This window comes from Romboutsia sp. (assembly GCF_056995035.1).
In genome coordinates, this window is sequence record NZ_JBXKIW010000060.1 from 1 (window position 1) to 17,612 (window position 17,612).

At 28.3% G+C, this 17,612-nt stretch carries 16 protein-coding genes and 1 riboswitch; of the genes, 12 read left to right on the forward strand and 4 right to left on the reverse strand.

The window, feature by feature from the left end; all coding sequences use genetic code 11:
- Positions 1-102 precede the first annotated feature (102 nt).
- Both gcvPA and gcvPB read left to right on the forward strand, forming a co-directional pair.
- Entirely contained in the window at positions 103-2,598 is a 2,496-nt protein-coding gene (gene gcvPA / locus AC11VW_RS09585; RefSeq protein ID WP_484301189.1) for an aminomethyl-transferring glycine dehydrogenase subunit GcvPA, read from the forward strand.
- Complete coding sequence (gene gcvPB, locus AC11VW_RS09590; protein ID WP_484301190.1) at positions 2,598-4,055, forward strand: aminomethyl-transferring glycine dehydrogenase subunit GcvPB; 1,458 nt, start codon at positions 2,598-2,600, stop codon at positions 4,053-4,055. The genes gcvPA and gcvPB overlap by 1 nt, the downstream gene beginning before the upstream one ends.
- A 252-nt stretch (positions 4,056-4,307) precedes the next feature.
- Here the strand turns inward: gcvPB and rocF are convergent, their stop codons facing one another.
- Positions 4,308-5,210 carry an arginase gene (gene rocF / locus AC11VW_RS09595; protein ID WP_484301191.1) on the reverse strand — a complete coding sequence of 301 codons (903 nt, stop codon included), beginning with the start codon at positions 5,208-5,210 and terminating at the stop codon, positions 4,308-4,310.
- A 322-nt stretch (positions 5,211-5,532) separates the two neighbouring features.
- Positions 5,533-5,647: riboswitch (FMN riboswitch) on the forward strand.
- A 198-nt stretch (positions 5,648-5,845) separates the two neighbouring features.
- On the opposite strand from rocF, the gene ribD reads away from it, so the two are divergent.
- Genes ribD through ribH form a run of 4 tightly spaced genes read left to right on the forward strand, consistent with a single transcriptional unit; the run spans position 5,846 to position 9,374 of the window.
- Positions 5,846-6,961, forward strand: coding sequence for a bifunctional diaminohydroxyphosphoribosylaminopyrimidine deaminase/5-amino-6-(5-phosphoribosylamino)uracil reductase RibD (ribD, locus tag AC11VW_RS09600; protein ID WP_484301192.1), 1,116 nt, complete (start codon positions 5,846-5,848; stop codon positions 6,959-6,961).
- Positions 6,946-7,602 carry a riboflavin synthase gene (locus AC11VW_RS09605; RefSeq protein ID WP_484301193.1) on the forward strand — a complete coding sequence of 219 codons (657 nt, stop codon included), beginning with the start codon at positions 6,946-6,948 and terminating at the stop codon, positions 7,600-7,602. Before ribD ends, AC11VW_RS09605 begins: the two co-directional genes overlap by 16 nt.
- Positions 7,603-7,653: 51 nt before the next feature.
- Complete coding sequence (locus AC11VW_RS09610) at positions 7,654-8,853, forward strand: bifunctional 3,4-dihydroxy-2-butanone-4-phosphate synthase/GTP cyclohydrolase II (protein ID WP_484301194.1); 1,200 nt, start codon at positions 7,654-7,656, stop codon at positions 8,851-8,853.
- Positions 8,854-8,909: 56 nt separating this feature from the next.
- Positions 8,910-9,374: a 6,7-dimethyl-8-ribityllumazine synthase gene (ribH, locus tag AC11VW_RS09615; RefSeq protein WP_484301195.1), complete on the forward strand. Its 465-nt coding sequence runs from the start codon at positions 8,910-8,912 to the stop codon at positions 9,372-9,374.
- Positions 9,375-9,594: 220 nt separating this feature from the next.
- On the opposite strand, the gene AC11VW_RS09620 is transcribed toward ribH, so the two are convergent.
- Positions 9,595-9,894: a hypothetical protein gene (locus AC11VW_RS09620; protein WP_484301196.1), complete on the reverse strand. Its 300-nt coding sequence runs from the start codon at positions 9,892-9,894 to the stop codon at positions 9,595-9,597.
- A 182-nt stretch (positions 9,895-10,076) separates the two neighbouring features.
- Positions 10,077-10,700 (reverse strand): sporulation membrane protein YtaF, encoded by a 624-nt coding sequence (gene ytaF, locus AC11VW_RS09625; protein WP_484301197.1) that lies wholly within the window; start codon positions 10,698-10,700, stop codon positions 10,077-10,079.
- A gap of 175 nt (positions 10,701-10,875) precedes the next feature.
- Here ytaF and AC11VW_RS09630 point away from each other — a divergent pair, with 175 nt between their 5' ends.
- Both AC11VW_RS09630 and AC11VW_RS09635 read left to right on the forward strand, forming a co-directional pair.
- Positions 10,876-11,349 (forward strand): L,D-transpeptidase, encoded by a 474-nt coding sequence (locus AC11VW_RS09630; protein ID WP_484301198.1) that lies wholly within the window; start codon positions 10,876-10,878, stop codon positions 11,347-11,349.
- Positions 11,350-11,630: 281 nt separating this feature from the next.
- Positions 11,631-12,275, forward strand: coding sequence for a pentapeptide repeat-containing protein (locus tag AC11VW_RS09635; RefSeq protein WP_484301199.1), 645 nt, complete (start codon positions 11,631-11,633; stop codon positions 12,273-12,275).
- Positions 12,276-12,316: 41 nt separating this feature from the next.
- Here AC11VW_RS09635 and AC11VW_RS09640 read toward each other — a convergent pair whose 3' ends face one another.
- A complete protein-coding gene (locus tag AC11VW_RS09640) occupies positions 12,317-12,490 on the reverse strand; it encodes a hypothetical protein (protein WP_484301200.1) in 174 nt (57 codons plus the stop codon).
- Positions 12,491-12,781: 291 nt separating this feature from the next.
- Here AC11VW_RS09640 and clpB point away from each other — a divergent pair, with 291 nt between their 5' ends.
- The 4 genes from clpB to AC11VW_RS09660 all read left to right on the forward strand — a co-directional run bounded on the left by clpB (position 12,782) and on the right by AC11VW_RS09660 (position 17,449).
- On the forward strand, positions 12,782-15,376 hold the full coding sequence (clpB, locus tag AC11VW_RS09645) for an ATP-dependent chaperone ClpB (protein WP_484301201.1): 2,595 nt from the start codon (positions 12,782-12,784) through the stop codon (positions 15,374-15,376).
- Positions 15,377-15,400: 24 nt separating this feature from the next.
- The gene (locus tag AC11VW_RS09650) at positions 15,401-15,865 is read left to right on the forward strand and encodes a catalase family protein (protein WP_484301202.1); all 465 of its coding nucleotides are present in this window, start codon (positions 15,401-15,403) and stop codon (positions 15,863-15,865) included.
- A 217-nt stretch (positions 15,866-16,082) separates the two neighbouring features.
- Positions 16,083-16,445, forward strand: a complete 363-nt coding sequence (locus AC11VW_RS09655) for a C-GCAxxG-C-C family (seleno)protein (RefSeq protein ID WP_484301203.1) — start codon at positions 16,083-16,085, stop codon at positions 16,443-16,445.
- 185 nt (positions 16,446-16,630) lie between these two features.
- Positions 16,631-17,449, forward strand: coding sequence for a TraX family protein (locus AC11VW_RS09660; RefSeq protein ID WP_484301204.1), 819 nt, complete (start codon positions 16,631-16,633; stop codon positions 17,447-17,449).
- Positions 17,450-17,612: the final 163 nt, after the last annotated feature.

A 17,612-nucleotide genomic window follows, 5' to 3' on the forward strand; every position in this document is an offset into this window, starting at 1 on the left:
GGTCTATAAACAGAGGATATATGGGTAACGATTATTTATCGTGCCTATATATCCTCTTTTTTAATAAAAAAATACAAGATTATCGTATATGGAGGGGTATATATGAGTGAATTAAAAAGAACAATTTTATATGATGTTCATAAAGAAATGAGTTCAAAGCTTTTTGAATTTTGTGGATGGGAAATGCCTTTAGAATATGAAGGCATGATTAAAGAACATGAGGTTGTGAGAAATAGTGCAGGGCTGTTTGATGTATCTCATATGGGAGAAATTTCAATAGAAGGTAAAGAAGCTCGTACATTTATACAAAATTTAATAACAAATGATATAAGTAACCTAAGAGACAATGAAGTCATATATACCCCAATGTGCTATGAAAATGGTGGAGTAGTAGATGATTTATTAGTTTACAAGTTTAATGAAGAAAAATTCTTATTAGTCATAAATGCAGGAAATATTGATAAAGATATAAATTGGATACAAAAAAATAGTGAAGGGTATGAAGTTAATATAAATAATATATCACAGGAAATATCACAATTAGCAATTCAAGGACCTAAGTCAGAAGAAATACTTCAAAAACTTACAGATGAAGATTTAAGTGAAATTAAATTTTTTAATTTTAAATCAGATATAAGAATATGTAACAAACCATGTATAATTTCAAGAACAGGATATACAGGAGAAGATGGATTTGAAATATGCTGTAAAAATGAATATGCAATAAATATATGGAATGAAATACTAAAAGTAGGTAAAGAAGATATAAAACCAATAGGACTTGGAGCGAGGGATACTTTAAGATTTGAAGCGTGTTTACCTCTTTATGGAAATGAAATAAATGAAAGTATATCACCACTTGAAGGAGGACTTTCATATTTTGTTAAACTTAACAAAGATAATTTTATAGGTAGACAATCTTTAGTTGACCAAAAAGAGCAAGGTTCAAAAAGAAAATTAGTTGGATTTGAAATGGTAGGAAAGGGTATACCAAGACATGGGTACAATGTAAAAGTAAATGATGAAGTTATAGGATTTGTAACAACAGGATGCTCATCACCTACTTTAAATAAAATTATAGGTCTTGCAATTATTGATTCTAAATATGAAAATACAGAAATAGATATAGCTATTAGAAAAAAAGTAGTAAAAGCTAAAATTATAAATAAACCATTTTATAAAAAACAATATAAAAAAGATTTGGAAAATAAATTAAATAGTAATTCTAAAAATCATACTGTAGATATAAATCAATTCTCATATATACCAACAACAAATGAAGATAAAAAACAAATGTTAGAAACCATAGGTGTAAATTCAATAGAAGATTTATTTTTAGATATTCCAGAAGATTTAAGATTAAATAGAGAATTAAACCTTGAAACTTCAAAATCAGAAATAGAAGTATGCAATAAAATTAAGTACTTAGCAAATCAAAATATTAGTTTAGAAAAATTAACGTGTTTCCTTGGAGCTGGAGCATATGATCATTATATCCCATCAATTATTAAACACATAACTTCAAGAAGTGAATTTTATACAGCATATACACCATACCAAGCGGAAATAAGTCAAGGAACTCTACAAGTAATATTTGAATTTCAATCAATGATAGCAGAATTAACAGGTATGGAAATAGCAAATGCGTCTATGTATGATGGTGCTACTGCAGCAGTAGAAAGCTGTATAATGGCTGTAGGTCAAACTAAAAGAAAAAAAGTAGTAATATCTAAAACTGTTCATCCAGAAACAAAAAAAGTATTACAAACATATATGCAATATAATCAATATGAAATAGTAGAAGTAGATTTTTGTAATGAATATGGAATTACAGATATAAATAAATTAAAAGAAAGTGTAGGAAAAGACACTGCTTGTGTTCTTATACAAAATCCTAACTTCTTTGGAATAATTGAAGATATGGATGAAATAGAAAAAATAGTTCATGAAAATAAAGCAATGCTTATTATGAGTGTAGATCCAATATCTTTAGGTGTTTTAAAAACTCCTGGAGAAATAGGGGCTGATATAGTTGTTGGAGAAGCACAAGCATTGGGTAATCCTTTGAATTTTGGAGGACCATATGTAGGATTTATGGCAACAAAATCAAAATATATAAGAAAAATACCAGGAAGAATAGTTGGAGAAACTATAGATAGTGATGGTAAAAGAGCTTATGTATTAACACTTCAAACTAGAGAACAACATGTAAGAAGAGAAAAAGCAACTTCTAATATATGCTCCAATCAAGCATTAAATGCACTTACTGCTTCTATATATATGGCGGTTATGGGCAAAGAAGGATTTAAAGAAGTTTGCTATCAAAGTATGAAAAAGGCTCACTATACTTACAATAAGTTAATTGAAAGTGGTAAATATAAGCCAACATTTAAAGGTAAATTCTTTAAAGAGTTTATAATATCATCCCCTGAAAATATAGATACAGTAAACGATGTACTTTTAGAAAATAACATTTTAGGTGGATATAAATTAGAAAATGATTATCCTGATCTAAAAAATACAGTGTTACTTTGTGTAACTGAAAAAAGAAGTAAAGAAGATATAGATAAGTTAGTTGAAGTTATGGAGGGTATATAATGAAAGATTATAATAGCACATTAATGGAAATATCTAAAAAAGGTAGAAAATCTTATTCGCTTCCAAAGCTTGATATAGATGGCACAGAAATAAAAGATATGATAGAAGAAAAATATATGAGAAAATCACAATTAAATTTACCTGAGGTAAGTGAATTAGATATAGCAAGACATTATACATTATTATCAAATAAAAACTTTGGCGTAGATACAGGTTTTTATCCTTTAGGATCATGTACTATGAAATACAATCCAAAAATAAATGAAGACATGGCAAGTAATTTAAATTTTACTGAAATTCATCCTTATCAACCACAAAAAACAGCTCAAGGTTCATTAAAATTAATGTATGATTTATCAAAAATGTTTTGTGAAATAACAGGAATGGATGAGGTGACACTTCAACCATCAGCAGGGTCACATGGAGAATTTACAGGACTTATGATGATAAAAGCATATCATGAAAGTAAAGGAGATTTCAAAAGAACTAAAATAATAGTTCCAGATTCTTCACATGGAACAAATCCCGCAAGTGCAGCTATGGCTAATTTTAAAATAGTTCAAGTGGAGTCAGATAAAAATGGTGCAGTAGATATTGAAAAATTAAAAAGTGTATTAGATGATGAAGTAGCAGCACTTATGCTTACAAATCCAAGTACACTTGGATTATTTGAAAAAAATATAAAAGAAATAGCAGAGCTTGTTCACAATGCTGGAGGACTTTTATATTATGATGGTGCAAATATGAATGCAATAATGGGTATAACTAGACCGGGAGATATGGGATTTGATGTAGTTCATTTAAATCTTCATAAGACATTTTCAACTCCTCATGGAGGAGGAGGGCCTGGAAGTGGTCCAGTAGGAGTTAAAAAAGAGCTAATTCCATTTTTACCTGTTCCAATAGTTGAAAAGAAAAATAATAATTATATATTAAATTATGATAAGCCAAACTCTATAGGAAAGATAAAGAACTTTTACGGAAACTTTGGAGTACTAGTAAAAGCGTATACTTATATACTTACTATGGGTAAAGAAGGGCTAAAAGAAGCAAGTCAGGTGGCAGTTTTAAATGCTAACTATTTAAAAGAAAAATTAAAAGAATATTACTACTTACCAATAGATACAGTGTGTAAACATGAATTTGTATTAAGAGGAATTTCAAAGGGATTAAGTGATGTAAAGACTATGGATATAGCCAAAAGATTATTAGATTATGGATATCATCCACCAACAGTTTACTTCCCACTTATAATAAAAGAAGCAATTATGATAGAGCCAACAGAAACTGAAAACTTAGAAACTTTAGATAAATTTGTAGATGCAATGATAAAAATAGCAAAAGAAGCTAAAGAAAACCCAGAAGTTTTAAAAACTGCTCCACATAAGACTATAGTAAAAAGAGTAGATGAAGCTAGAGCAGCAAAAGTGCCAGTACTTACTTGGCATAATAAATAATCGCCATAAAGATACAATTCAAATAAATTCCTAGAGCCCAGAATTAAATTCTGGGTTATTTTTTATAGTAAAAGTGATTTTATGGCAATACATTCAGTTAAGATACAAACTTTAATAAATGGTAAAATATGTTACAATAACAATAGTATGCAGGCAATAAATAAGAAATGGAGATTAGACAATTTAAGAATCCTAAGTTATTAGTAGCAAGAATAAAAAATTTATTAAAGGTATTGATTTAACATATTGCTTTTAAAATTTCATATATTCAAATACTGTATCTGTAAGTTCTATAGCTATATCAGAGGTAGTATCATCTACATCTAATAGTGGATTTAACTCTACCAAATCCATAGACTTAATTAAACCAGATGAAGCTAACTTTGATAAGAATTCTTTAGATTCTTCAACTGTAAACCCGTCATCCACTCTAGTACCTGTTCCAGGTACATATTTAGCGTCAATAAAGTCTAAATCAAAGCTTAGATGAAAAGCATCTATGTTTGATTTTCTAGCTTTACTTAATATATCATTTACAATAGAATCTATACCATTACGCCTTATATTATCAGGAGTATAAGCATTTATTTTAGTATTTTTTATTAAATTTATCTCACCATCATCTAAATCGCGTCCACCTATATGAAATACATTTTCTTCCTTTACCTTTATTCCATCAAAATATGTATTTACAAACTTTTTATCACCATATCCAATTGAAGAGGCTAAGGGCATTCCATGGACATTTTTAGAATCTGATGATTGAGGGGTATTTAAATCTCCATGTGCATCAAACCAAATTACACCTATGTTTTTGTGGAATCTACTTGCACCAGCTATACTTCCCATCCCAATAGAGTGATCACCACCTAGTATAAAAGCAAATGAGTTAGCTTTTAAAGTAGTGTAAGTAGCATGTGCTAAATTCGTATTAGTTTGTAAAATAGCTTTAGAATATTTCATATTATTGTCAAATGAAAATTTATCTTTTTCATCAACTGAATCAATACATATCTCTCCTAAATCATAAACTTTGTGATTATGTTTCTTTATAACTTCAATAATATTTTTTTCTCTCAGTTTTTTTGGCCCAAACTGAGGTCCATCTTTATCGCACCCATAAAAAGTAGGAACACCTATAACACTTATAAACATATTAAATCCCCCATTTAGTAAAAATATAGTATTATAATTTATGGTAGCATAGCTTGAAAACGTTGTCAACGAGTCGGCAGCCTATTATTATTAAAAAATTAAATAGATATATATATTTTAAATAAGAAAATACATTAACCATAAATTTCATATATATAAATCTCTAAATAGGATAAAAACTATGCTAACAACGGTATAGATGGACTTGAAATATTATACGCAATGTGTTTTGATTTGTAAGCATGTACTTTAAAACATATAAATTTATAAAATATATTGACAAACTATAAATAGAAGAAGTATTATATAATTATAAAACTTAATAAATCTTCAGGGCAGGGTGAAATTCCCTACCGGCGGTAAAGCCCGCGAGCCTTAATGGCTGATTCGGTGAAATTCCGAAGCCGACAGTAAAGTCTGGATGAAAGAAGATAATATAAAAATATAGTGATGTAAGGTTACATGGAATACCTATATTTGATTGATATGCTCTGGAATATTTTATATTTCAGAGCTTTTTTAATTAAATGTATTTATTAATGTTACTTAGATTATATTTAAATACCAAAACCCTGAGTTATTTTACTTAGGGTTTTCATTTTATATAAAAAAACTAAAAGAAGGGAGGTTTTAAGGTGGAAGAAGTTTATATGAACTTAGCACTTGAATTAGCTAAAAAGGGGAAAGGCAGAGTTAATCCAAATCCTATGGTAGGAGCAGTTATTGTAAAGAATGGCCAAATAATAGGTAAGGGATATCATGAGGAATATGGGCAAAGTCATGCAGAGGTAAATGCTTTAAATAGTATAACAGAAGATGCAGAGGGAGCAACTATGTATGTAACATTAGAACCTTGTTCTCACTTTGGCAAAACACCTCCTTGTGTAGATAAAATAATAGAAAGTAAAATAGTAAAGGTTGTCATAGCCTCACTTGACCCAAATCCTTTAGTAGCAGGAACTGGAGTAGAGAAACTTATAGATGCAGGCATTAAAGTTGTAGTAGGCGTTTTAGATGAAGAAAATAAGAAGTTAAATGAAGTATTTATGAAATATATAGTAAGTAAAAAGCCTTTTGTAGTTATGAAATCAGCAATGTCTCTAGATGGAAAAATAGCAACTAGAACAGGTGAGTCAAAATGGATAAGTAGTGAAAAATCTAGAAAAGAAGTTCATAAGTTAAGAAATGAGCTTATGGGAATTTTAGTTGGAGTAAATACTATAATTAAAGATGATCCAGAATTAACTTGTAGATTAGAAAATGGTAAAAATCCAATAAGAATAATAGTAGATAGTAATTTTAGAATTCCATTAGATTCAAAAGTGATAAAGGATATAAATAAAGCTAGAACTATTATAGTAACTACTGAAAAAGCTGAAAAATGCATTATTAAAGAGTTAGAAATCAAGGGGGTAGAGGTAATAATAGCTAAGCTAAAAGATAAAAGGGTAGATTTACAAGATATGATGGTGAAGTTAGGAGAACTAAAAATAGATAGTATCTTATTAGAAGGTGGATCTACATTAAATTTCTCAGCACTAAAGCAAAATGTAGTTGATAAGATACAAGTATACATTGCACCAAAGTTAATTGGAGGAGATAATTCAAAAACTCCTATAGGTGGAATGGGAATAGATTCTTTGCAAGATGCTTTTAGGATTAAGGATATGATTTTAAAAACTATAGGAGAAGACATCTTGATTGAAGGTTACTTTGAAGGGAGTGAAAAAGAAAAATGTTTACAGGTATAGTTGAGGAAATAGGTAGCATTGAAGGAATTAAAAATGGAGACAAGTCATCAAAACTTACAATCAGAGGAAGTAAGGTTTTAGATAAAACTAAGCTAGGGGACAGTATTTGTACAAATGGAGTATGTTTAACGGTAACTAATATACATTCAAATAGCTTTGAGGCAGATGTTATGGCAGAAACTCTTAGAAAAAGTAATTTAGGCAAATTAAAAATTGAAAGCAAAGTAAACTTAGAAAGAGCATTAAGTCTTGAAACTAGGCTAGGGGGGCATATAGTTAGTGGGCACATTGATGGAGTAGGTCAGATAGTATCCTTAGTCAAAGAAGACAATGCAACTTGGGTAACTATAAAAACATCATCTGATGTATTAAGATACATTATTTACAAAGGTTCTGTTGCAATAGATGGAATAAGTTTAACAGTAGCTTATGTAGATGATGAAACATTCAAAGTATCAATAATTCCACATACTCTAGAAAAAACTATTTTATTTACTAAAGTAGTAGGAGAAAGTGTAAATATAGAATGCGATATGATAGGCAAATATGTAGAGAAACTTTTAGGATTAGGCAATAAACAGGAAAAATCTAAAAGTAGTTCAATAAGTGAAGATTTCCTTAAAGCAAATGGATTTTTCTAGAGCAAAGAGATTTTATTAATATATAAATAGTTAAGAAAGGAGAAAAAGATTATGTTTAAATTTAATAGCATTGAAGAAGCAATTGAAGATATAAGGGAAGGTAAAATAGTTATAGTAGTGGATGATCCAGATAGAGAAAATGAAGGCGATTTACTAATGGCGGCTGAGAAAGTAACTACAGAAACTATAAATTTCATGGCTAAGTATGGTAGAGGGCTTATATGTATGCCTATGGAATCACAAATAGTAAGTAAATTAAGTCTAAATCCAATGGTACAAAACAATACAGATAATCATCAAACAGCTTTTACAGTAAGTATTGACCATGTAGATACTACTACAGGGATATCAGCTTATGAAAGGGCTTTAACAATACAAAAAGCTATAGAAGATGATGCAAAGCCAGAGTATTTTAGAAGACCAGGACATATATTCCCACTAGAAGCAAGAGAAGGTGGAGTTTTAACAAGAATAGGTCATACTGAAGCTGGGGTAGATTTACCAAAACTAGCAGGATTAAAGCCTGCAGGAGTTATCTGTGAAATAATGGGTGAAGATGGAGAAATGTCTAGAACCCCAGAGTTAATGGAATTTGCAAAGATTCATAACTTAAAAATTATCACTATAGCAGATTTAGTTGATTACAGAAAAAAAACTGAAAAGCTTGTTGAAAGAGTTGTTGAAACAAATATGCCAACAAAATACGGAGATTTTAAAATGTATGGATTCATTAATAAGCTTAATGGTGAACATCATGTAGCTTTAGTAAAAGGAGATATATATGAAGATGAACCTGTATTAACTAGAGTTCACTCAGAGTGTTTAACTGGTGATGCACTAGGATCTAAAAGATGTGACTGTGGTGAACAATATGATGCAGCTATGAAAAAGATAGCACAAGAAGGAAGAGGAATACTTCTTTACATGAGGCAAGAAGGAAGAGGAATAGGCCTAATCAATAAGTTAAAAGCATATGCTCTTCAAGATGAAGGTCTAGACACAGTAGAAGCGAATATTAAATTAGGATTTGCAGCAGATATGAGAGAGTATTCTATAGGTGCTCAAATACTTAAAGACTTAGGAGCAAAGAAGCTTAAATTAATGACAAATAATCCTAAAAAAATTAACGGATTATCAGATTATGATATTGAAATAGTAAATAGAGTTCCTATTCAAATGAATCACAATGATGTAAATGAATCTTATTTAAGAACAAAACAAGAGAAATTAGCACATATGTTAAAATACTAAAATAGAGTTATAAAATAAAAATTAAAAATTAATATAAAAATTGGGAGGAAATTAAAATGAGAATAATAGAAGGAAATTTAGTAGCTAAGGATATAAGGGTAGGAATAGTAGTAGGAAGATTTAATGAATTTATAGTTTCAAAATTATTAGGTGGAGCAATAGATGGATTAAAAAGACATGGAGTAGATGAAGATAGTATAGAAGTTGCTTGGGTACCTGGTGCATTTGAAATTCCATTAGTGGCAAAGAAAATGGCTAATAGTAAAAAGTATGATGCTGTTATATGTTTAGGTGCAGTTATAAAGGGTTCAACTCCACACTTTGACTATGTATGTGCAGAAACATCTAAAGGTATAGGGGCAGTATCATTAAACACAGAATTACCAGTTATATTTGGAATATTAACTACTGATACAATAGAGCAAGCTATAGAAAGAGCTGGAACTAAATCAGGTAATAAAGGTTATGATGCAGCTGTAACAGCTATAGAAATGGCTAATTTATTAAAAAACTTTAAATAATTTTTATAAATATCTGAGGATGTAGATTCAAAATTTAAGTATAAAAAAAGCCTAAGTTAATACGTAGGCTTTTTTTATACTTAGGATAAAAGTCACAATTGTAATGAATTAAAATACCTAGTAGAAATAAAATACTTTTAAATATTAAAAATGATTTTGAAGTATAGTACAGATTAAAAGGTGGAGGTTTAGTAGATGATAATGGTTCAAGACAATCAATTTATGGCATTATACCTACCTCTTCATAACAATAATAGGTTTTATCATCTGTTTCTATAGTTAATGAATTATTATCAATAATAACTTCATTTATATCACTCTCAGCAAGTTCAAATCCTGTACTTGTTTTAGCATCAGTAAAGTTTAAATAGCTTTTATCTTCTTTCGGTATGTATCTAAATTTTATACAAGCAAATTGAATATCTACTTTCTTATTACTTTTTTTGTCTTTAACTATGATTTCTATATAATCATTATCTATAAGTATTTTACTTATTTCATAAGTTAATTTATTTATCATATGTTTTTCTCCTTTATATACTATTACAATTTAATATATACTATTACAATTTAAAACAAACCTATATATACTTTCTAGAATTTAAATATAGCTAAAATTTCTTCGTAATTATTATATCCATTATACGCAATTATTATATCCATTATAATTGAAAAATAGGTGAAGAGTATCCACCTATTTCACTATAAGTATCTCATTAGGGCTAATCCTATAAGAATAGCTCCAGAAAGCCAGGATAAATTTATATCTACCTTTTGAGCAAATCTACTTCCTAAATATGAACCTAAGAGTAATGCAGATATACCAATAATTAATGAAAGACAAATTACTTCTACATACTGCACACTTCCTAAGCTACTACCAAATCCTACTGCTAAACTATCTAGCGAAAGTGCAACGGCTAAATAAAAAGCCTCTTTACTAGTAAGTATTTTAGACTTGTCGTAATCAGCCTTAGTTTCATTGGCATATATCTGAAGAACAAACCTAAAATCAAAAAGTTTAAAAGTTAATGGAATATCTGAATGTGAAAATTTTTCAATATAGGTTTTTGAAAAAGATTCAAATAGTCTATAAACTCCAAGTATAAATAATAAAGAAAAACTCATTGCAGATGATACACTTGGAGACAGAAAATCCTTAAATACAGAGCCTAGAAATAATGAAAATGCTAAGAATGATGAACACACTGCATTTATAATGAGAGCAGATGAAAAAGGTATTTTTATTTTATCTGTTCCATAAGCAATACTGGCTACAAAAGTATCAATACATAATGAAAATACTAGAAGTAAAGATTGTAGCACGATGACACCCCCTAATTTTATAGCTAATATTAAGGTATTAAAGAACAATAAATTTGGTTACTTACATAAAAAAATGCATACACTTCTCTATATTTCAAATTATCACTTTATAAGTCAGCTATTCATAAATAAGAATATATGGTCATTCAAAATTAAAAAAAGAAAGGATTTTAATATGAAAATAATTAAGAAGCTAAGAGATAATAATTCATTAAATTATAAAAAATTTAATGTTAATATGACTGAGTTCGTAAACGATAATAATATTAAAAGTCCAACAAATTATCTACTAATTACCTCTATCGAAGAGAAATTTACCTATGTATATGAAAAAAATAATAACGTATGGGAAATGCTATACAAATATAGCACCACAGTTGGAAAGCCTTCAACCCCTACGATAAAAGGTGTATTTGCAGTAGGTCAAAAATATGAAGCTATAGGAACTGAGAATTCTTCAGCAAGATATGCTACTAATATAACAGGCGAGTATTATTATCACTCAATACTATATGATCCCAAAAATCTTTATATAAAAGATGATAGATTAGGTGTAGCTATAAGTCATGGATGTATAAGGTTAGCCACAAGTAGTGCGAAGTGGATTTATGACAATGTACCTGAAGGTAGTACTATAGTTATACATTAAAATATAAAAGATATAAATTAAATTTTTAAAACTTATCTCAAAAACAATTACAGTTTAATAAAATAAATAATAGTAATTAAAAAATGACGAACTACAATATAGCTCGTCATTTTTAATTACTAATAAGTTTATATAATGCAGGTTATTTTGTTTAGAAAGCGATTATAAATTATTTATGAAGAAATGTTTGAATTAATTCGATATATGTAATAAGATTGTTATGTAGAAAACTAAATTCAAAAGAAATTAAGCTTAAGTATAAATTAAGGATGGTAATAAATATGAGTAAACTAATTAAACTTCAAAGACCTAAAATAATAGATAATTTAGAAAAAGTAGAAGATGTTATAGGCGAAATACATAGTGAGAACATATTATCAAATAAAGTTATAGAAAATGTATCAATAAGTGGACTAGAAGATATAAGAGTTAGTTTTAATAAATGTATATTTAGAAATGTTACTTTTGATTACTGTGATTTGAGAAAAATAGATATGATGGATGTTGTGTTTGAAAACTGTAATTTATCTAATATATCTTTTAGTAAAGGGAGCATCTATAGGACAGAATTTATTAATTGTAAACTTATGGGAACTAGGTTTGATGAATGTTCTATGAAAAATGTATTATTTAATAGTTCATTAGGGAAGTACTCAAATTTTGCTTATGCAAAACTTGATGGTGTAAATATAATTGAATCTGATTTTCAAAGCTCTGTATTTCAAGAGCTTCAAATTAAAAAACTAGCATTTGATAGCACAAATCTAAGTAAAGCTATATTTTATAATACTAAGTTAAAGGGCATTGATTTTACAACTTGTAATATAGAAGATATACAATTGGGTGTTAATGATATATCAGGTGCAAGTGTTAGTGTAGTACAAGCACTTGAGTTGACAAGACTTATGGGAATAATAATTACGTAGATTGTAGTAAAGCCTCTAGAAATAGTTCTAGAGGCTTTTGTTTAATAAATATCTTCATCATCTTCAAGTTCTATTAACCCTTTACTATCTAAGAATTCTTCTTCATAATCTAATATAGCTTCTAGAATATCATGAGATATAGAGTATCCATTTTCTTTACATTTTTCATAAATATAATTTATCATTTCTTCAACTGATATAATTGGTTCGCTCATAAATATATTCCTTTCATATTCATATGCCTAAAATATATAATAAATTTCTTATATTATATGTTACCCAATAATAAATAAAATAGCAATTCAAAAAATCACTAAATTTAGCATGAATAAAATTTATATATAAATTATTGACAAAATATATTTATAGGTATATATTTTAATTAATGAAATATTAGCACTCAATAATCAAGAGTGCTAATAAATATAAAAAGGAGAGGTTTTAAAATCTCTTATTAAGTAGAATAATATTAACGAAATATATACACTGTGATGGAGGGATTTTATATGGATATAAAAAAAATGACTGTTAGAGTACAAAAAGGCTTAAATGATGCTTATAGTATCGCAGTAAAAAATCACAATCAACAAGTTGATATAATTCATCTTTTTAGCGCACTTGTAAATCAAGAAGATGGGCTTATTCCAAATATATTAGAGAAAATGACTGTATCAGTAGAAGCTTTGAAAGGTACTATAAATTCAGAGCTTAACAAACTACCTCAAATACATGGTGAGGGAATAAGCTCACAAGGCGTTGCAGCTACAAGAAAAATAAATGAAGTACTAATCAAAGCTGAAAGTATTTCCCAGGAATTTAAAGACGCATATATTAGTGTAGAACATGTTATGCTTGCTATTATGGACATTGAAGCTAATACTGCTGTAGGTAGAATATTAAAGCAATACAATATAAATAAAAATGACTTCTTAAAAGCATTATCACAAGTTAGAGGAAGTCAAAGGGTAGAAACTCAAGACCCAGAAGGAACTTATGAAGCTTTGGCACGTTTCGGTACGAATTTAGTAGACTTAGCTAAAAAGCATAAGCTAGATCCTGTTATAGGTCGTGACGAGGAAATAAGAAGAGTTATAAGAATATTATCAAGAAGAACTAAAAATAATCCAGTACTTATAGGGGAACCAGGTGTTGGTAAAACAGCAATAGTTGAAGGATTAGCAGAGAGAATTGTAAGAGGAGATGTACCAGAAGGTCTTAAAGATAAGATAGTATTCTCTTTAGATATGGGTTCTTTAATTGCCGGGGCAAAGTATAGAGGAGAATTTGAAGAAAGATTAAAGGCAGTACTTAAAGAAGTACAAAGTTCAGATGGTAAGATAATATTATTTATAGATGAAATTCATACAATAGTTGGTGTTGGTAAAACTGACGGGGCAATGGATGCTGGTAACTTAATAAAACCAATGCTTGCTCGTGGAGAATTAAACTGTATAGGCGCAACTACTTTTGATGAGTATAGACAATATATAGAAAAAGACAAAGCTTTAGAGCGACGTTTCCAACCAGTTATTGCCGAGGAACCAAGTGTAAGTGATACTATATCAATATTAAGAGGCCTTAAGGAAAGATTTGAAATACATCATGGTGTAAGAATACACGATAGCGCAATTGTAGCTGCAGCTAAACTATCCAATAGATATATACAAGATAGATTTTTACCTGACAAGGCAATAGATTTAATAGACGAAGCAGGTGCTATGATTAGAAGCGAAATAGATTCATTACCTACAGAATTAGATATGGTAAGAAGAAAGTTATTTACATTAGAAACAGAAAGAGAAGCACTACTTAAAGAAAATGATGACAAAAGTAAAACAAGACTTGATAAATTAGTTAAAGAAATAGCAGAACTTAAGTCTAAAAATGATGAAATGAGCGCTAAATACGAGAAAGAAAAGAATCAAATACTAGAAATTAGAAACTTAAAAACACAACTTGACGAATCAAAAGGTAATGTAGAAAAATACGAAAGAGAATATGACTTTAATAAAGCTGCCGAAGTTAAGTATGGGGTAATTCCTAAACTTGAAGAACAAATAAAAGAACACGAAGAAAAAATTAAGGAAAGCTATGAAAATGCACTTTTAAAAGAAGAAGTTACTGAAAGTGAAATATCACAAATTGTTGCTAAATGGACAGGTATACCTGTTACTAAATTAGTAGAAGGTGAAAGAGAAAAACTATTAAAACTAGAAGATGAGCTTCATAAAAGAGTAATAGGTCAAGATGAAGCAGTAACAGCTGTATCAAATGCAGTAATTCGTGCTCGTGCAGGGCTTAAGGATGAGAAAAAGCCAATTGGTTCATTTATATTCCTAGGACCTACTGGAGTTGGTAAAACAGAGCTTGCTAAAACTTTAGCTAACAATTTATTTGATAGCGAAGAAAATATAATAAGAATAGATATGTCTGAGTACATGGAAAAACATGCTGTATCTAGACTTATAGGACCTCCTCCAGGATATGTAGGATATGAAGAAGGAGGTCAATTAACAGAAGCAGTAAGAAGACATCCATATTCAGTAATATTATTTGATGAAATAGAAAAAGCACATGAAGATGTATTCAATTTATTCTTACAAATATTAGATGATGGAAGACTTACTGACAACAAAGGTAAAACAGTAGACTTTAAAAATACACTTATAATAATGACATCAAATATTGGTAGTTCATATTTATTAGAAGGTGGAGAAAATATAAGTGATTCTACTAAAGACCTTGTAATGAATGAAATGAAACACAGATTCAAACCCGAGTTTTTAAATAGAGTTGATGATATTATAATGTTTAAGCCATTAGATAAAGAAGGTATTAAAAAGATTATTGATATATTCATGCAGGCTTTAAGAAAGAGACTAATTGAAAAAGATATAGAAATAGAGGTAAGTGATAATGCTAAGGAGATAATGGCTAAAGAAGGGTATGACCCAGTCTATGGAGCAAGACCTTTAAAGAGATATATAAGCAATACTTTAGAAACTATGATAGCTAAGAAAATTATAGCAGGAGATATTTATAGTGGATGTACTGTAGTTATTGATGGAGATAATGAAAACATCAACGTATCTATAAAATAATATATAAAAAGGGCATTCATAAATGTGTATGAATGTCCTTTTTCTTGTAGAATATTAAAAAATATAAGAAAAAATCAAAAACACGATACTAGTCCACTTGATATAAAATATTTTAGTACAACACCATACATGTTTGGTGATAAAAAGGTTAAGTACAGTTTAGTTCCAAGGTCTATATACCAAAGTCAACTTCCTAAAGAAATGACACCTACATATTTGACTAATAATATTCAAAAACATCTACAAAGTCATGAGGCAGTATTTGATTTTATAGTGCAATTTCAAACTAATGAAAAAGAAATGTCAACAAATTATGCATATATTAAATGGAATGATAATAAATCTCCATTTATAAAATTAGCACAAATAAAAATACCAATTCAAGAATTTACAACTAAACAAAGAGAAGATTTAGCAGAAATTCTTTCTTTTTCTCCAGGCCATGCACTAACTACTCAGAGACCTATTGGAGATATAAATATAGCATGAATGAAAATTTATTTCTAAAATGTCTAAGTTTAGACATTTTAGAAATAAAGAAAAACTATTTGAACCAGATGAAAGATATTTTAACAATATTGATTAATCAGTAACAATATGCAAAAAATATTTGGATTAATTTAACAAATATTCTCTATAAAAAATTTATATAATTTGATATAATGAAAAGGAAATTACAATTTACTATATATTAGAGGAGCATAATATGACAAAACCATCAACTTTCCACAGTCAAGGATTTAACTGTGCAGAATCAATAATAAAATCATACAATGAAGAATTTAACGCTGATATACCAGTATCATTAGGCAGTGCTATGGGCAGTGGTGTTAGAGTAGGAAGTATATGCGGTGCTGTAAATGCAGCAGTAGTAATAATAGGATATTTAAAAGGAAGAAATGACCACTCAGAAGTTAATGAATCACCAAAATATTCTAAAGAATTAATGCAAATAATAAGAGAAAAATATAATTCAGAATTATGCTTAGATTTAAAAAAAGATAAAATAAGTTGTGCTGAAATAGAAGATTTTACATATGAAGCATTAAAAGAGTTATTAGCAAAATAAAATATGCCCTATAGATTAAACAATTTAACCAAGTTTATTCTATAGGGTATTTTATATTTAAGCATTAACTCCTAAAGAGCAATAGTACATGATTTAATTAAGGTTTATTTAAGGTTGTGTTTATAATAAATTAATGTTAGTATCCTATAATGTGTTTATCAAGTAAAAAGAGAGGATAAACATCTATGAACACAACAAAAATAAACAAAACGGGTATTAATATGACGCAACTAAAATTAATTGGTATAATTCTTATGGTATTTGATCATATGCATGAGTTTTTCCAATTTGCTCCAGAATGGTTTTCATATTTAGGAAGACCTGTAGCACCTATATTCTTATTTTCATTAGCAGAAGGTATGCACTATACTTCAAATAGAAAAAAATATTTATTTAGATTATATATAGGTTCAGTTTTAATGGCAATTGGTAATACTTTAATTGTTAAATATATTCCGCCAAAAGAAAGTATAGTTTTAATGAATAATATTTTTGCAACACTATTTCTTTCAGGACTATACATAATGTTAATAGATAACTTAAAAGAAAGTATAAAATCTAAAAATATAGCATCTATATTAAAATATATATTATTAATGCTATTGCCTTTAATAATATCAGCATTAACTCTTATGATTATGACGAGTCAAAATATATCTCTAATAACTTTAAAGATCATTATGATATTTTTACCAAATCCAATTTTAGTTGAAGGTGGTATAGTATTTGTTATATTAGGCGTTATACTATATTTATTTAGAGATAATAGAAAAATTCAAGTAATAATTTTCTCAGCAGTTTCTTTATTATCATTAATTTTAGGTTCAGGATTTGATTTGTATGCTGTATTTATTGAAAATTATCAATGGATGATGATATTTGCTTCAATATTTATGTTATTTTATAATGGTGAAAAAGGTAACGGCAATAAAAAGTTTTTCTATATTTTCTATCCGGCTCATATTTATATATTCTATATAATATCGGTATTATTTATAAAATAATAAAACAATAAAACGATATTGTTTCCTAGACTGCAGATAAATTTATCTGCAGTCTTTATTTTTTTTTATATTAAAAAATAAAGACTGTACATATTTGACAACAACTACAAATAAAAGTACTATAAAAATGTAATATAACATTTACTATAACTAAAAAATAGAA

What these genes read in the sequence shown, in the direction of transcription:
- ribH (WP_484301195.1), top strand. Translation starts at nt 8,910, where the DNA reads ATGAGAATAATAGAAGGAAATTTAGTAGCTAAGGATATAAGGGTAGGA.
- AC11VW_RS09605 (WP_484301193.1), top strand. Translation starts at nt 6,946, where the DNA reads ATGTTTACAGGTATAGTTGAGGAAATAGGTAGCATTGAAGGAATTAAA.
- gcvPB (WP_484301190.1), top strand. Translation starts at nt 2,598, where the DNA reads ATGAAAGATTATAATAGCACATTAATGGAAATATCTAAAAAAGGTAGA.
- clpB (WP_484301201.1), top strand. Translation starts at nt 12,782, where the DNA reads ATGGATATAAAAAAAATGACTGTTAGAGTACAAAAAGGCTTAAATGAT.
- AC11VW_RS09655 (WP_484301203.1), top strand. Translation starts at nt 16,083, where the DNA reads ATGACAAAACCATCAACTTTCCACAGTCAAGGATTTAACTGTGCAGAA.
- AC11VW_RS09630 (WP_484301198.1), top strand. Translation starts at nt 10,876, where the DNA reads ATGAAAATAATTAAGAAGCTAAGAGATAATAATTCATTAAATTATAAA.
- AC11VW_RS09635 (WP_484301199.1), top strand. Translation starts at nt 11,631, where the DNA reads ATGAGTAAACTAATTAAACTTCAAAGACCTAAAATAATAGATAATTTA.
- AC11VW_RS09610 (WP_484301194.1), top strand. Translation starts at nt 7,654, where the DNA reads ATGTTTAAATTTAATAGCATTGAAGAAGCAATTGAAGATATAAGGGAA.
- rocF (WP_484301191.1), bottom strand. Translation starts at nt 5,210, where the DNA reads ATGTTTATAAGTGTTATAGGTGTTCCTACTTTTTATGGGTGCGATAAA.
- AC11VW_RS09660 (WP_484301204.1), top strand. Translation starts at nt 16,631, where the DNA reads ATGAACACAACAAAAATAAACAAAACGGGTATTAATATGACGCAACTA.
- AC11VW_RS09640 (WP_484301200.1), bottom strand. Translation starts at nt 12,490, where the DNA reads ATGAGCGAACCAATTATATCAGTTGAAGAAATGATAAATTATATTTAT.
- AC11VW_RS09620 (WP_484301196.1), bottom strand. Translation starts at nt 9,894, where the DNA reads ATGATAAATAAATTAACTTATGAAATAAGTAAAATACTTATAGATAAT.
- gcvPA (WP_484301189.1), top strand. Translation starts at nt 103, where the DNA reads ATGAGTGAATTAAAAAGAACAATTTTATATGATGTTCATAAAGAAATG.